Below are 15,389 nucleotides of genomic sequence, written 5' to 3'. Positions count from 1 at the left end.
TACCGTATAAAAAATAATTCAAACTAAATTCTGGGCAAAAAAATAGAAACGTTAGCTTCTAGATAGCCTATGCTATTAAATTTAAAATCTATGATTCTACAATTTTCTGCTACCAATGCAATTTCATCGATTAGAACTCTGGGATCATCCTTAAAATAAATTTGAGTTTCTAATGTTCTATGTCCTTTTGCAGAAATTCTATAATGAAAATGCCTTGCTCTATATCCATAAACCCCAGGACGGATGGTTTTTATTTTATAAACTCCGGATTCATTTGTGGTAATACATCCGGATAATGTTGTTTGTGAAGGGAAATAAAAACTTCCTTCATTATGATAAGCACCTGCATCATCTGCGTGCCAAATTTCAATTTTTGCATTTGGTACTGGTTCTTTGTCTTTAGTATAGATTTTTCCCGAAATAACAGTTGGAATTCCTGGAAGGTTTTTAGTATTCAGGTTTATTATCTGAGAAGTGTTGAGGTAACTAGACGCCTGCTTATTGATTTGATTCCCTAGATAATAAGGAATTAAAAGGCTGTTTTTTATCCCATTAGATTGTTGTAAAAAGGGATTATTGCTCAAATCGTTTTCCATAATAAAGAATTTTAGGGGCTTTATTATAGAACAGATCACTAAGGTTTTACCCTACCCATTAGAAATAATCTTTTTTTAATGTTGCTTTATTTTGAAAAAGAAAAGGAGCCATAATTACGCATTTGCAGTATGATCCAATTTTTCCTTTTCTGAACATACGTAGATGGTGGGTCAGCTAAATATTTTCTAGGATTAGGAAGGATAGCAGCTATTGCAGCTGCTTCATTAAGGTTTAAATCTTTTGAGGATTTGTTAAACCAGAATTTTGCAGCAGCTTCAGCACCATAAATTTCATCTCCCATTTCTATGCTGTTTAGATATATTTCTAGAATACGTTCTTTACTCCAGAAGGTTTCGATTAAAAAAGTAAAATAACTTTCTAGTCCCTTACGGATCCAACTGCGCTGTGGCCATAAGAAAACATTTTTTGCGGTTTGTTGTGAGATTGTACTAGCGCCTCGCAGTCGTTTACCTGCTTTATGTGCTTCAATTGCTTTTTGGATTGCTTTAGTATCAAAACCTCGGTGTTCTATAAATCGTTGATCTTCGCTACAGATAACTGCAAGTTGTAGGTTTTTAGAAATATCATTTAATGGAACCCATTGGTGCTTTATTGAAGTCTTATTTTCGGATTGAAAATGTCGAATACTCATTAACGGAGTTCCTGGAACATCAATCCATTTATATACAAGTACCCATAGTATACTAAGGATAAAGAAGGTTAAAAAACCTTTAAAGATAAAACGAATGATCTTTTTCATAGCTAACTAATAAAGTAACTGTCTATAAAAGATCAGCTAATTCCGTGCCAACAAGACTACCAATGGCTATACCCATTCCACCAAGTCGCACTCCACAGAAGACATTATTAGAAACTTGTTTAACAATGGATTTTTTTTGATTTCCTACTCCCATAATTCCGCTCCATCGATGATCAATTTCGAAATCTATATTGGGTAAGATTACGTGTTGTAAAATATCTTCTAACTTTTGTTGTACTAATTCGGTTTGCCCTAATTTTGTAGTCTCTTCAGCTGCGAAATCTAGGTTTCTTCCTCCACCAAAAAGGATTCTATTGTCAATATTTCTGAAATAGTAATAGCCTTTATCCAGATGAAAAGTACCTTTGATATGTAAATCTACTATTGGTTTGGTAATTAGTACCTGTGCACGAGCTGGTTTGACACCTTTAAGTCCTAATTGAGAAGCAAAACCATTAGTCGCAATTAATACCTTATTAGATGAAAACGTAAAATGATTCGTTTTTATTTCTGCAAAACTATTAGTTTCGGTGACAGCCTCTACAGTACAATTGTTTAGTATTTTGATACCAGACGATTGAACCTTGTGTAATAGTGCTTCCATCATTTTACCTGTATCAATTTGTCCTTCGAATTGATTTACGATATATTGAGATTGAATGTTTTTAAAATTAAAAACATTACTTTTTTTGTGAAACACATTGTTATTAAAAATAGGCTTTAATAAAGCGTTGATATCTTCAATTTTAGAAAGACAGGTTTCATATAAATTGTAGTCTGATGCAGTAAAAAGTTCATAACCTCCATTGGGAGTATAATCAATAATTGAGTCTCCAAGGTTTTTACGTAACAATTTAAGTCCTTGATATCTTTTTTGCACGAGTTGTAGAACTTCTTCTTCAGAATGTGTGTTGAGATCATCAAGAATTTCTGATAAGCTTCCAAAACAAGCAAAGCCTGCATTTTTTGTACTCGCGCCATTAGGAAGAATTCCTCTTTCGAGAACAAGAATTTTAGCTTTTGGGAACTTTTCTCTTAGGCAAAGTGCGCTTGTAAGTCCAACAATTCCGCTACCTATGATGGTAAAATCTACATTAGATATCCATGTTTTATATTCCCAATAGCTAAAATCCATTCGTATAAGTTCATAAAAAAAGCCTCATTGCTGAGGCTTAAATGTTGATTAGTCGTCTTTTGGTTCTTCCATTTCAAAATCCTCCATAAACTTGGTTGTATAATCTCCAGAAACATAATCCGGATGATCCATCAATTGTCTATGAAAAGGAACCGTGGTTTTTATTCCTTCTACCACAAATTCATCAAGAGCTCTTTTCATTTTATTGATTGCTTCCTCACGAGTCTGCGCGGTCGTAATCAATTTAGCAATCATAGAGTCATAATTTGGTGGGATAGTATATCCACTATATACATGAGTATCAATACGAACTCCGTGTCCTCCAGGAAGGTGTAAATTAGTTATTTTACCAGGAGAAGGACGGAAATCCTTGTAAGGATCTTCGGCGTTGATTCTACATTCTATAGAGTGTAACTGCGGATAATAATTTTTACCAGAAATTGGCACTCCAGCTGCTACTAATATTTGTTCTCTGATTAAGTCATAATCTACTACTTGCTCAGTTATGGGGTGTTCTACCTGAATACGAGTATTCATCTCCATAAAGTAGAAATTACGATGTTTATCTACTAAGAATTCTACAGTTCCGGCTCCTTCATATTTGATATATTCTGCCGCTTTTACGGCTGCCTTTCCCATTTCTTCTCTTAATTCATCTGTCATGAATGGAGAAGGAGTTTCTTCAGTAAGTTTTTGATGTCTTCGTTGTACAGAACAATCTCTTTCAGATAAGTGGCATGCTCTACCATTACTATCACCTACAATTTGGATTTCGATATGACGAGGTTCCTCAATAAGTTTCTCCATGTACATATCATCATTACCAAAGGCAGCTTTACTTTCTTGTCTAGCAGATTCCCAAGCATTTTGCAGGTCTTCTTTTTTCCAAACAGCACGCATCCCTTTTCCTCCACCTCCAGCACTAGCTTTAAGCATTACTGGGTAACCAGTTTCTTTAGCTACTTTTATACATGTTTCGAAGTCAGGGATAACACCTTCACTTCCTGGTACACAAGGAACTCCAGCTTCGATCATAGTTGATTTAGCGGATGCTTTGTCTCCCATTCTGTCAATCATCTCAGCACTAGCACCAATAAACTTTATTTCGTGCTCTTCACAAATTTTAGAGAATTTGGCGTTTTCCGATAAGAATCCGTATCCTGGGTGTATAGCATCTGCATTTGTAATTTCTGCAGCTGCTATAATGTTAGACATTTTAAGGTATGATTCGCTACTAGGCGCTGGACCAATACAAACAGCTTCATCAGCAAAACGAACATGTAAACTTTCTGCATCAGCAGTAGAATATACTGCTACAGATTTTATACCCATTTCTTTACAGGTTCTGATTACACGCATTGCAATCTCACCTCTATTGGCAATTAGAATTTTTTTAAACATAACGTTCTAAATTTAAAAATCTCAAATTCCATGTTCCAAATTCCATATTATTGGATTTTGGGATTTGTCAATTGGAATTTTAAAATTGGGTTATGATGGGTCTACTAAGAATAATGGTTGATCAAATTCTACAGGAGAATTATCATCAGCTAAAACTTTAACGATTTTACCTGAAACTTCACTTTCAATTTCATTGAAAAGCTTCATCGCTTCGATAATACAAAGTACATCTCCTTCTTTGATACTATCTCCTACTTCTATAAAATTTGACTTGTCTGGAGATGGCTTTCTATAAAGTGTTCCTATGATAGGAGATTTTATAGTGATGTATTTAGAATTGTCTTCTTCACTACTTGCAGCTGAAGTTTCAGCAGCAACAGGTGCTGCAGTTTGTTGTACTTGTGCTACTGGTTGAGCAGCAGGGACTGCATTACCTAGAGGCATTTGCTGTACAATTGTTGTTTCTTTGTTTTCTTCTGAAGTTGTTCTGATAGTAATTTTTACATCTTCCATCTCTAACTTCACTTCGCTAGCCCCAGATTTGGCTACGAATTTGATTAAATTCTGAATTTCTTTTAAATCCATAATGTTGGGTATTGTGTGTTTTAGTTGTTTAGGAATTATAGGCCCATTTTAAGAAAATAGAACCCCAAGTAAAGCCTCCACCGAATGAGGCAAATACTATGTTGTCTCCTTTTTTGAGTTGTTTTTCGTAATCACTTAATAACAATGGTAATGTTGCTGAGGTTGTATTACCATATCTATGAATGTTCATAAGAACTTTGTTAGGGTCCAGATTCATTCTATTTGCAGTAGCATCGATAATACGTTTATTCGCTTGATGTGCAATAAGCCAATCTACATCTTCGCCACTGATATTATTACGTTCCATGATTTTGGTACTTGCATCTGCCATATTAGAAACAGCATATTTAAATACTGATTTTCCATCTTGTTGAACAAAATGCTGTCTATTTGCTACCGTTTCTTCTGATGGAGGTAAAATAGAACCACCAGCTTCAATTTTAAGAAATTGTCGTCCTACACCATCCGTACGCAAATATTCGTCTTGTAGTCCTAATCCTTCTTCATTAGGTTCAAAAAGAACTGCTCCACCACCATCACCAAAAATGATACAAGTAGTACGATCAGTATAATCGATAATTGAAGACATTTTATCTGCTCCAATCAACAAAATCTTTTTATATCTTCCTGCTTCAATATAACTTGCTGCAGTCGACATCCCATATAGAAAACTGGAACAGGCTGCTTGTAAGTCATAAGAAAATGCATTGGTTGCTCCTATTTCTGAAGCGGCGTATGCTGCGGTTGCAGCTACGGGAAGATCAGGAGTAGCAGTTGCGAAGATAACCATGTCAATCTCTTTGGGGTCGAGATTCTTTTTAGCGATTAAATCTTCTGCTGCTTTTATACCTAAGAAAGAACTTCCTTTACCTTCTTCTTTTAGTAATCTACGTTCTTTAATACCAGTACGAGAAGTGATCCATTCATCGTTTGTATCGACCATGGTTGCTAATATATCATTAGATAACACATAGTCCGGCACATAAGCGCCTACAGCTGTGATAGCGGCTGTGATTTTACTCATATCTTGATTTTAGTTTCATCTGAATCTCTCTTATATTAGTTTCAGATAGAATTCGCTAATAACTCCGTTGCGTGCCTGCATCGCAGGAATTAGCATCAATAAATTACTTAGCTCGTTTCAGTACTTGTCACACAAAGTGCGTAAAAAGTGGTTGAAATTACTAAATTACATGCAAATATGGCGCAAAATAACGGGATTTTGACACATATTCAACTAAAAACAAAAAAACTCTCACTTTTGTGAGAGTTCTCTTTAGAATTTTAACAGTATGCTTATGCTACTTCTTCTTCCGTGTTGTCAATAATTACTTGACCACGGTAGTATAATTTACCTTCGAACCAATGTGCTCTGTGGTATAAATGTGCTTCTCCTGTTGTAGGATCTGTAGCTATTTGCGGTACAGTAGCTTTATAATGTGTTCTTCTCTTATCTCTTCTTGTTTTGGAGATTTTTCTCTTAGGATGTGCCATTGCTTAGCTATTATTTATCGTTTAATAAGTTTTTTAATTTATCCCAACGAGGATCAATTTCCTCGTTATTATTTTCTAATGTTTCCTCTTTTGGGCTTAATTCATCTAATTTTTCTAGTATATCAGATTCTAATGTTCCATCTTCGACACCAGGATGAACTCGTTTAGAAGGTACTCCTAAAACAATAAGCTCATATATATAATGCTGAACGTTGATTTCATATTCTCCGTAAGGAATAATAAGAATCTCTTCGTTCTCATTGTTATATTCTTCTCCGAATTTAACTACTAAAAAGAATTCATTTTTAATAGGTAAATCAAAAGGTTCATTGGTGACATCGCAATTGACATTTATTGTGCCATTAGCTACAAACTGAAGTTCTAACATAGTTGTTTTCTTGTTAAACTCCAGATCGACTTTTATTGCAGATGCATTAAATTCGTCATACTCAAAATGTTCGAAGAACGTATTGCCAATTTGATACTCAAACTTGTGTAATCCTTGCTTCAGTCCAACAAAAGGGATATTAAACTCTTTTAGTGGTTTCATTTCATCGTCAGTTTCGAGTCTCTGCCAATTCGGCAAAGGCGGGTGCAAAGATAACAAAAAATCGTTATGAAATCATTTTTGTAAATAAAATTATATCAGAAAGTTAGTATTTAGCTAGTTAGGAGATGAGTATTTGAGTTTGTGAGATCGCTTTTTAGTACAAATTACTGGATCAAAGATTTGTATCTGAGTCTAAATTTTTATGTTCATTATCATCTCCGGTTTCGACAAATTCTTGTTTAGAATTTTCTTTTATTTTGGGTTTTTCCAATGCATCTTCATAATTTTTCTTGGTAATCTTATCCTTAAATAATTTATCTTTTTTATACCATAGAATTACACCAAATACCATAACAATCATTGATAAAATCCCTAGTATTTGAAACCCAGTAATCGTATTATTTGAATTTCTTGTTTGCCATTTTTCTTTTTTCGCAATTAAGCGCATCTGTAAATAAATAACAGGTATTTCTTCAGAAATATTATTTAAACGTCTAAATTATTCCATTACCCAAAGAATCTTTCTTAGTTAAAGAATATAATTCTACTTGATTTCTTTAGTAAAAAATTCATCGTCATTAACGTTAATATCTTTGTGTAATTGAAAGAATATATCAATAGGATACGAGAAGCAGTAAAGCATCGAAACTAACCCAAAAATAGATAAGAATTTATAAAGAGAATCTGTTGGCAAGATATTAAGTTTTATATTTTTCGTGTTTTTAGATCTTATTCTAGTTAATTCCTTAGAGACTCATCTCTCCAATACTCACATTCTTATTCTTTGTTTCCTTTAAATTGAGGTTTTCGAGGCTGTTTTTTTAATGGGTTCTTAGTCAGTTCACTATATTCTTGCCTGTTTTTGAAAATTTTCAAAGAGGCAAAAACAGCTTCTTTGAAAGATCCGTTATCCGCTTTGTTTTTTCCTGCAATTTCAAAAGCAGTCCCGTGATCAGGGGAAGTACGTACTTTATTTAATCCAGCAGTATAATTAACACCTTTTCCGAAGGATAATGTTTTAAAAGGAATTAGCCCTTGATCATGATATGAAGCTACAATTGCATCAAATGCTTTATAACTATCCGAACCAAAAAAGCTATCTGCAGCATATGGGCCATATACCAATTTACCAGATTCATTAATCTTGTTAATGGTAGGTTTTAGTATTTCTTCATCTTCTTTGCCAATTACACCGTTATCTCCACTGTGAGGATTGATCCCTAAAACTGCTATTTTTGGTTTGCTGATCCCAAAATCTTGCTTTAAGGCATTATAAATGGTGTCTATTTTTTGTTCTATAAGTTCTGGGGTGATGGTGTCCGCAATATCTTTTACAGCAACGTGGTCAGTAAGTAATCCTACTTTTAATGTATCGGTGATCATAAACATCAAGCTGTTTCCATCAAGTTCTTGATCTAAGTAATCCGTATGTCCTGGAAAATTAAAATCTTCAGATTGGATGCTGTGTTTATTAATGGGTGCAGTTACCAGTACATCTATTTCATCATTTTTTAGTGCAGTAGTGGCTGATTTTAATGATTTAATAGCGTATGTTCCAATTTTTTCATCCTCTTGGCCAAAATTAATATCAACTCCTTCTTTCCATACATTGAGCACATTTATTTTGCCATCCAGAATTTGAGAAGTTTTATCAATGCCATGAAGATTCACATTAAGGCTGTATTGCTTTTTTAGAAAAGAAAGAATCTTAACAGATGCAAAAATTACGGGAGTACAGAAATCCAGCATTCGCGGATCTTCAAAAGTTTTGAGCGCTACTTCACTTCCGATACCATTTAGGTCACCTATAGATATACCTAATCTTATTTTTTCTTCTTTCTTCATTATAATCTACTTTATAAGTATTTTTGAAATCTGAAAAACAGACCACAAATTTTGAGGTCACAAATTTAACTAAATAATTCGCATTTATGTTTACAGGAATCATCGAAGAATTAGGAACAGTTACTAATCTAAAAACGGATCAGGAAAATTTAGATATTACTGTTCGTGCGAATTTCACTTCTGAGTTAAAAATTGATCAAAGCGTTGCGCATAATGGAGTGTGTCTAACAGTAGTGTCAATTGAAGACGATATGTACACTGTTACTGCAATTAAAGAGACATTAGACAAGACAAACCTTAGTGATCTTATAGAAGGACAGGTTGTAAATTTAGAACGAGGTATGAAACTGGGTGCTCGTTTGGATGGTCATATTGTGCAGGGTCATGTAGATCAAACTGCTGTCTGTACAGATATTAAAGAGGCAGATGGGAGTTGGTATTTTACTTTTGAGTATGATCCTTCTTTGAGTAATATTACCATAGAAAAGGGTTCGGTTACTGTTAATGGGGTAAGCCTAACAGTTGTGAATTCTAAAAAGAATGAATTTAGCGTAGCAATTATTCCGTTTACGTACGAGCATACCAATTTCAGTACATTTAAAATAGGTACTATTGTAAACTTAGAGTTTGATGTTATTGGTAAATATGTAAAAAGAATTACAGAATTAGGGTAGATATATCTATGAAAACGAAGGAAAGATTTTTAATATTAATAATTTTCATGTCATTCCTTTCCTGTAATGAAACTAATAACGTTCTTTATATAGATAGCTTCGAAGAATATACGGTTGGTAAAACACCAGAAGAACCTTGGAAGAAAACAGGTAAAGGTATTGCAGTTGTTGATGATACAAAATCATTTAGTGGTAGCAAGTCCGTGCATTTTGTTACTGGTGAAGGTTATCAAAATCGTGCTTTTTTGGGTATTGATCATATTTTTCCGCTAAAGGATAATGCATATTATGGGAGTCTAAAAATGTATGTAGAAGAAGCTTCTCCTGATGGAATCCATTGGACGATGATCCAAAGTTCTGGTAAAGTAAAAGGTGTAGATTATTTTTCAGAAATTCGTTATGGTGGTCAACATAATAAAAAGTTGATGGCTAATTATGAAACACAAGGTGTAAAAAGTGACTGCTGGAAACATGCTGAAACAAAAATACCAGAAGGTAAATGGTTTACACTGCAATGGTATTTTAATGGAAACAAAGATACTATGCAATTATGGTTGGATAGCGCATCAATAGGATCTATTACTGTAGTTGGCAGTGGAGAAGGTTGTGTAGAAAATGGCACTAATGGTCGATGGAAGTTTCCTGTTATGGAAAATTTACTAGTAGGTTGGGTAGATTATCAAACCGGTGGTGGAACACGTAATATATGGATTGATGATGTGATCATCTCTTTAGAAAAGATAATCCAGTAGTAGTACAATAAGAAAAATTAGGTTACTTCAATTCGTTTAAAATCTGAAGAATAGATAGAAGATACTTCTTTAGCTAGCAAGAATCGTGTCTATTTTTTCTACTTCATTAAATCGAAAGAGAGAAAATGTTTCTTCATCTATTTTTAAAATTACGCCACCTAAATCTTTAACATCTGCACACGACTTAAAATCCAATACTTTGCCAAAATGTTGGCTTTTGGTATCAATTACTTTATACTGCATAATCACAAGTTTTGATTTGTATTCCCTTTATCATTACTGATGTTCTTTCCCCAAAAAACATGCCAGAATGTAGTGATCTAAAAAAGTAAATGTATAGTGGATGATTCTATTTTAAAAATTATTTTATTATGTTTTATTAACAAAACATGTTTAATCAATTGCTTTTCATTTGGTTAGCCTGTTTCTGTTTACTTTAATTTTGACAGTGGATAAGGTTTTTATAGGATTGAAAAACGTAAAATTCTCTCTATAGATGACAGTTTTCAAGAAAGTAACTAATTAGCTATGTTCTCATCAGTAGGATCCATTGGGCAAGCTAGCCATGTCCATAGCAATCCTCCTGAAACTTGCCTTTTTTCATCTCTAGAAAGCGTGGCAATTTTCATTTTATCCAATTTAATTTTTTTGGCAAAATTTTCATCTTTAGTTTTCATAATAATTATCAGTTTGAATTCTAATTAAAGATATCTTTTGTTTTCCTGATAAAAATGACAAAAAGACTGATAAAAAAATAGTAAATAGATTTTATTGTGTCGTTTCAATAATTAGAATCTATTTTGAATCTTAGTAGGATACATTAAAAAAAATCTTGCGTGAATTCCATAAAATTCTCGGGTTAAGAGCACATCAATTATAGGCCATATTCTATTTTTAATAGAATTTAAGAAACACTGTTGTGTTTAGAAGATTGATAAACAAACAGTGTTCTTATTTATTTGAAAAGTTAACATGAAACAGAATTAAGTTCTTCTATTGGGTCTACACAACAAAGTACCCACGTCCAGGTAAGTTCTAATTCGCACCCCCCTGAAACTTGTCTTTTCTGATCTCTGGAAAGAGTAGCAATTTTCATTTTGTCCAATTTAATTTTTTTTGCAAATCCTTTATCTTTAGTTTTCATAATACTTATTTAAAGTTTTAACTAAAGATAGTTTAGGTTTTAAGGTCAAAGTTGCCAAAGAAGCTGTTAAAAAGGATTAGGAGTTAATCAAACTTATTAGAGGAGTTGATTATCTAAAAGAATCTGAAGTAAAAATTTAATTCATTAAAAAAATAGCTCTCCAATTTTGTTTATTGTTTAAAATTTTCCATTCAGAACGATGCTCTTATAATTAAATGAAAATTTCAGGTAGGTTTTAAGACCTACCTGAATTCTAACTGCACAATAAATTTACTTGAAGCGTTTTAACATATTTCTTTTTCTTTTTCTTCACAGAAAAAGCTCGGAAAATCCATACTTCCTCCTAAAACATGTTTTTTTGCATCTCTGGAAAGCGTGGCAATTTTTATTTTGTTTAATTTGATTTTTTGGACAAAATTTTCATCTTTAGTTTTCATAGTACTTATTTAAAGTTTTAACTAAAGATAGTTTAGATTTTAAGGTCAAAGTTGCCAAAGAAGCTGTTAAAAAGGATTAGAAGTTAATCAAACTTATTAGAGGAGTTGATTATCTAAAAGAATCTGAAGTAAAAATTTCATTCATTAAAAAAATAGTTCTCCAATTTCGTTAATTGTTTTAATTACTGATGATTGAATAAACATTAGTATGAGAGCTACTAGTAAAATTCTGAATAGAAGAAGAAATTTGTTATACTGAAAAACAGAAAAATATTGATACAAAAAATACGTGAAATACAGTAATGTAAATAGAGGTATAAAACTTTTAATTGTTTTTAAACCTTCAACGTTAGCATAAAATACAGTAAGTAAAGAAAATAAAAGGTATATGGTTAACAATCCGCACATCATATACATATTCATTACAATGTTTTCAATATATTTTTGTTTGCTTTTCCGGAAGAATAAAAAAGTTACCACGGACCAAAAGGGGATATACAATATTTTTATAATTGCATTATAATCTCTGGAAATTTTTAGATACCCTGTTACTTCATCTGCTCCGTATAAATCTACTGCTCTTACAGAAGAATAATTCCCAATAAAATGGTTTATTGCAAGGATTACAAGTAGTAAACTAAAATAATTAAAGTGATGCACTCTCTTACCTTTAACATACTCTCTTATGCTATGCCCAGGTCTTGTAAAAAGTTCTTTAATTGTAAAAAAAAATCCTTTTTCAAGCTTAAAAGCTCCGTAAATGAAGTCATTTATAAGAAAGTATTTCCAAGAAAATTGATGAGTAGATGTTTTTTGTCCACAATGTGAACAAAAATTATTTTCTATATCGTAATTACAGTTTAAACACTTTTTCTCAGGCATTTCACAAAAATACAATTGTATTTGAAATTGTAAAGTCTTTTTTATATTGATAGCAACAAGTTATAAACTCTTTCATTATCCGATATCAAATACTTTAATTTCGAGATACATTCCAGTTATAATAGTTTTTAAGGAAGAGCTTTCTAAAGACTATTAATTTAAATCTTCTATGGAGAAGGATGCTATTAAGATTAAACGAAAAAATTTAGGTAGGTTTTAAAGCCCACCTAAATTATATCTACGCAATAAATTTACTTGAAACTTATGCAGCTTATTAACACTCTTCTTCTTCTTCTTCTTTTTCGCAGAACCAGCTTGGCATGGGAGCCCAACTTGCTCCTCCTAAAACTTGATTTTTTTCAGCTCTAGAAAGAGAAGCAATCTTCATTTTACTCAAGTTAATTTTTTTTGCAAAGTTCTCATTTTTAGTTTTCATAATATTTATCATTTAAAGTTATACATAAAAGTTTAAGTTTTACCCGAAAATCAAGGTAGAGAGAACAATATTCCCCTTAATTATCAACGTGTTAACATTGTTCTTGTTCCTCTTCTTCTTCAGTTTCCCAGCAGATCCAAGAATGAAAGAAGTAGATGCCCCCTCCTCCATTAACTTGATTTTTTTCAGCCTTTGAAAGCGTAGCGATTTTCATTTTGTTCAAATTAATTTTTTTCGTAGTCTTCAGATTTTTAGTCTTCATAATAATTATAAGTTTAAATTATAACTTAAAGATAGTTTTGGATTTAATGTTAAAAATGACAAAACAACTTGTGAAAAGTGTCTTCGAGAATCAATTTTAGGAAGTGCGTGCTTATTATTAAATGGTCTGGGCTACTTTTTTGGCACCTTGAGATAAAGACAGCACTTCATTTATGAGACTTATCTGATGCTCTAAATCTTCTATACAAGCATTTTTGATGTTTTCTTTTACACTTGCCACCGCGCTTTTTTCAAATAGATTCGCAGTTTTTCCATTTGGCAAGGTTATATGGTCAGATGAAGAAATAGTGTAAAATACAGGAATGTCTCCTAAGGTTATTTGCTCTCTTTCGGATCCTAATATATCAATACTTAAAAGATCATACATTAGGTAAGTTCTTGCTAATAATTCTAATTTTAAACCATAGGCCGTTGCATCTTTTAGATACTTCGGATTGTTCAATAGTAGTAATAGTTTTGCATAAACCTTTGTTGGTCTAATAATGTGTCTTATTTTTTTATTTTCAAAATGTTCTAAAGGTGATTCTTTAGAGATTAAAAATTCTTTGTTTTCTAAGATTAAATTATAAAAGGAATTTAATCCTTCAAAAAAATCTGATTTGTAGTTTTCCAGAAATTGTAACTCATTATCTTTTTTTGGAATATGGACTAAATCATTTCTTTGAGCACCAAATTGAGGTGCTTTCTTCATGTTATCTTTGTTACAATTTATTATTTTGTAAAACACAAAGTTTCCATTATTCTTTTGTTTAATGGATCCGAAACCACATTTCTTAGTTATATCTTCCTCATAACTAGGGAGTAACATGCTTTCTAAAATGGTTTTATCAGACTTGTTTGCTTTATCATATAGGTTAGATTTTAATTCAGGGCCAATTATAGTTTCGTGGTCAATCAAGACCGGAGAATTCCCTGAAGCAATTACATTTTCATAATGATAATCTCTAGAATTTAAGAAATATGCCATACCGGACAAAATTCCTGTTCTTTTGTAATAGGTTTTAACGTCTTTGGTAGTTTTGCATTCTAAAGCCTTTACAAATTCTATCCAACCATAATCTGATTTATCTAAAATTTTAAAACTTTTTAAATTTTCATTTAAACTTTGATTAATCCAATCTAAAAATTGATTGTATGCTAATGTTATGGAAAGGTTAGTGGGTTTGTAAACTAATTTAAATGAATTTGGAAACTCTAATATAGCTGTAGTTTCTCCATTATGCTGATCCCCAGCGTTCAGATGGATTTCTTTGATATCCCCTAGCTTTACTTTGAAATGACTTTCAATTTCTAATGTATCTTTAGCAAATCTTTCAAATAAATTAGTGACAAAAAGAGTGTATCGATGAACTTTCGTTGCAATTAACCTGGCTAATACAGGAAATTTGACGAAGATGGTTTGGAGTTTATCTTCTATATTTTTTTCTATAAATTTCTTATAACAATAATCCTCCTCAGTATTTGGATTAAAGGTGCTTTTTTTACTGTCGTTTAAAAAATCTGAAAATTCTTCAAAAAAAACTGCGTTAGAAAGAATAAATAACTCCTTATATAATGTTTTTTTTAAACGGTTGATTACTTTAGAGGTAGGTTCCTTTACTCCCTTATCGATTAAATTTTTTCTAAGATTGAAAAAGCATAACTCAACAAATGGAGATAGTAATTGATGAAAGGGAACCTCTTGTGTTTCTTTTGAAAACGAAATTGTACTAATATCTATGTATTCTAAAGATTCTTCTAATACGTATATCCAGTCAGCAAGTTTCTTGTCTTGATGTAAGTTTTCAGAAACTAATACCTGTAAGTCCTTTTGACTGAAATTATTTAAAACACAATATTTCTTGAAGGATTCTTCAGAATTATTTTTACAGATACTTTTTTTTAGTAGATCGATATAGAAAAAATTCTCTTTTTCTTCTATAGAAGTATATTTCCGATTATGAGTTAGTTTTTCATATGGAAATAAAGTAGCAGTATTTAATTCTCTGAAGAAATCAAGGTTTTGCATCAAAAAGTAATGTTTAATTAATTTAAAAGGCGCAGAAGTTTCTGCGCCTTTTAAAGTTGTAATTCTTAATTGTTGATAATAGTAACATCATTATTACAAAACCAAGAACTAAAGTAATCACTTCCTCCAGAAACAGCTTCTAATTCCTTTTCTGATAGCTCAACACTCTCAGGTGTAGGAGGTATGTTAATGTTAAATACAGATGCATCTGTTTGATCGTTAACAGCGATTTTTACATCACCAGCAACGTTAGCTCCCATTTTTTCAATCGTTTTTCTTGGGTTAGAAATTAATTCTTGCTTGAAGTTTTCATCTGCCCAACATAAGTTGATTAATTGTTGTGTAAATTCATTTGTTTTTTCTTGACTTTCTTGTAAGCTCATAATTTTAAAATTTAATGTTAATGT

General features: G+C 32.0%; 21 protein-coding genes. 2 read left to right on the top strand and 19 right to left on the bottom strand.

Annotated elements, in window-relative coordinates:
- Positions 1-23: 23 nt before the first annotated feature.
- The 10 genes from Q0975_RS08885 to pdxA all read right to left on the bottom strand — a co-directional run bounded on the left by Q0975_RS08885 (position 24) and on the right by pdxA (position 8,367).
- Positions 24-596, bottom strand: coding sequence for a hypothetical protein (locus tag Q0975_RS08885; protein WP_299435429.1), 573 nt, complete (start codon positions 594-596; stop codon positions 24-26).
- 86 nt (positions 597-682) lie between these two features.
- Complete coding sequence (gene mtgA / locus Q0975_RS08880; protein WP_299435427.1) at positions 683-1,357, bottom strand: monofunctional biosynthetic peptidoglycan transglycosylase; 675 nt, start codon at positions 1,355-1,357, stop codon at positions 683-685.
- Between the two features lie 22 nt (positions 1,358-1,379).
- Positions 1,380-2,492 carry an FAD-dependent oxidoreductase gene (locus tag Q0975_RS08875; protein ID WP_299435425.1) on the bottom strand — a complete coding sequence of 371 codons (1,113 nt, stop codon included), beginning with the start codon at positions 2,490-2,492 and terminating at the stop codon, positions 1,380-1,382.
- Positions 2,493-2,540: 48 nt separating this feature from the next.
- Positions 2,541-3,893: an acetyl-CoA carboxylase biotin carboxylase subunit gene (gene accC / locus Q0975_RS08870; protein ID WP_299435423.1), complete on the bottom strand. Its 1,353-nt coding sequence runs from the start codon at positions 3,891-3,893 to the stop codon at positions 2,541-2,543.
- Between the two features lie 90 nt (positions 3,894-3,983).
- The gene (gene accB / locus Q0975_RS08865; protein ID WP_299435421.1) at positions 3,984-4,478 is read right to left on the bottom strand and encodes an acetyl-CoA carboxylase biotin carboxyl carrier protein; all 495 of its coding nucleotides are present in this window, start codon (positions 4,476-4,478) and stop codon (positions 3,984-3,986) included.
- Positions 4,479-4,506: 28 nt separating this feature from the next.
- A complete protein-coding gene (locus Q0975_RS08860; protein ID WP_299435419.1) occupies positions 4,507-5,502 on the bottom strand; it encodes a beta-ketoacyl-ACP synthase III in 996 nt (331 codons plus the stop codon).
- A gap of 272 nt (positions 5,503-5,774) precedes the next feature.
- Positions 5,775-5,972, bottom strand: coding sequence for a 50S ribosomal protein L32 (gene rpmF, locus Q0975_RS08855; protein WP_027394691.1), 198 nt, complete (start codon positions 5,970-5,972; stop codon positions 5,775-5,777).
- A gap of 10 nt (positions 5,973-5,982) precedes the next feature.
- Positions 5,983-6,522, bottom strand: coding sequence for a DUF177 domain-containing protein (locus Q0975_RS08850; RefSeq protein ID WP_299435417.1), 540 nt, complete (start codon positions 6,520-6,522; stop codon positions 5,983-5,985).
- A 172-nt stretch (positions 6,523-6,694) separates the two neighbouring features.
- Positions 6,695-6,970 (bottom strand): hypothetical protein, encoded by a 276-nt coding sequence (locus Q0975_RS08845; protein ID WP_299435415.1) that lies wholly within the window; start codon positions 6,968-6,970, stop codon positions 6,695-6,697.
- Positions 6,971-7,299: 329 nt separating this feature from the next.
- Positions 7,300-8,367, bottom strand: coding sequence for a 4-hydroxythreonine-4-phosphate dehydrogenase PdxA (gene pdxA, locus Q0975_RS08840; protein WP_299435413.1), 1,068 nt, complete (start codon positions 8,365-8,367; stop codon positions 7,300-7,302).
- 86 nt (positions 8,368-8,453) lie between these two features.
- On the opposite strand from pdxA, the gene Q0975_RS08835 reads away from it, so the two are divergent.
- Positions 8,454-9,041, top strand: a complete 588-nt coding sequence (locus Q0975_RS08835; RefSeq protein ID WP_299435411.1) for a riboflavin synthase — start codon at positions 8,454-8,456, stop codon at positions 9,039-9,041.
- 47 nt (positions 9,042-9,088) lie between these two features.
- Complete coding sequence (locus Q0975_RS08830; RefSeq protein WP_299435409.1) at positions 9,089-9,793, top strand: hypothetical protein; 705 nt, start codon at positions 9,089-9,091, stop codon at positions 9,791-9,793.
- 69 nt (positions 9,794-9,862) lie between these two features.
- Here Q0975_RS08830 and Q0975_RS08825 read toward each other — a convergent pair whose 3' ends face one another.
- The 9 genes from Q0975_RS08825 to Q0975_RS08790 all read right to left on the bottom strand — a co-directional run bounded on the left by Q0975_RS08825 (position 9,863) and on the right by Q0975_RS08790 (position 15,365).
- Positions 9,863-10,036 (bottom strand): hypothetical protein, encoded by a 174-nt coding sequence (locus Q0975_RS08825; protein WP_155839739.1) that lies wholly within the window; start codon positions 10,034-10,036, stop codon positions 9,863-9,865.
- 275 nt (positions 10,037-10,311) lie between these two features.
- The gene (locus Q0975_RS08820; RefSeq protein WP_299435407.1) at positions 10,312-10,470 is read right to left on the bottom strand and encodes a class I lanthipeptide; all 159 of its coding nucleotides are present in this window, start codon (positions 10,468-10,470) and stop codon (positions 10,312-10,314) included.
- Positions 10,471-10,760: 290 nt separating this feature from the next.
- The gene (locus Q0975_RS08815) at positions 10,761-10,937 is read right to left on the bottom strand and encodes a class I lanthipeptide (protein WP_299435405.1); all 177 of its coding nucleotides are present in this window, start codon (positions 10,935-10,937) and stop codon (positions 10,761-10,763) included.
- A gap of 284 nt (positions 10,938-11,221) precedes the next feature.
- Positions 11,222-11,374 (bottom strand): class I lanthipeptide, encoded by a 153-nt coding sequence (locus Q0975_RS08810; RefSeq protein ID WP_299435403.1) that lies wholly within the window; start codon positions 11,372-11,374, stop codon positions 11,222-11,224.
- Between the two features lie 144 nt (positions 11,375-11,518).
- A complete protein-coding gene (locus Q0975_RS08805; RefSeq protein WP_299435401.1) occupies positions 11,519-12,256 on the bottom strand; it encodes a DUF3667 domain-containing protein in 738 nt (245 codons plus the stop codon).
- A gap of 274 nt (positions 12,257-12,530) precedes the next feature.
- A complete protein-coding gene (locus Q0975_RS08800; RefSeq protein ID WP_299435399.1) occupies positions 12,531-12,692 on the bottom strand; it encodes a class I lanthipeptide in 162 nt (53 codons plus the stop codon).
- A 91-nt stretch (positions 12,693-12,783) separates the two neighbouring features.
- Positions 12,784-12,954 (bottom strand): class I lanthipeptide, encoded by a 171-nt coding sequence (locus Q0975_RS28505; protein ID WP_366888445.1) that lies wholly within the window; start codon positions 12,952-12,954, stop codon positions 12,784-12,786.
- Between the two features lie 117 nt (positions 12,955-13,071).
- Positions 13,072-14,982 carry a type 2 lanthipeptide synthetase LanM gene (gene lanM / locus Q0975_RS08795; RefSeq protein ID WP_299435397.1) on the bottom strand — a complete coding sequence of 637 codons (1,911 nt, stop codon included), beginning with the start codon at positions 14,980-14,982 and terminating at the stop codon, positions 13,072-13,074.
- 65 nt (positions 14,983-15,047) lie between these two features.
- A complete protein-coding gene (locus Q0975_RS08790) occupies positions 15,048-15,365 on the bottom strand; it encodes an NHLP leader peptide family RiPP precursor (RefSeq protein ID WP_299435395.1) in 318 nt (105 codons plus the stop codon).
- Positions 15,366-15,389 lie beyond the last annotated feature (24 nt).

The sequence above is a fragment of the uncultured Aquimarina sp. genome (assembly GCF_947500065.1).
Taxonomy (GTDB): Bacteria; Bacteroidota; Bacteroidia; order Flavobacteriales; family Flavobacteriaceae; genus Aquimarina.
Note: the sequence above shows the minus strand (reverse complement) of the source record. Positions and strands in the feature narration are given on the sequence as shown.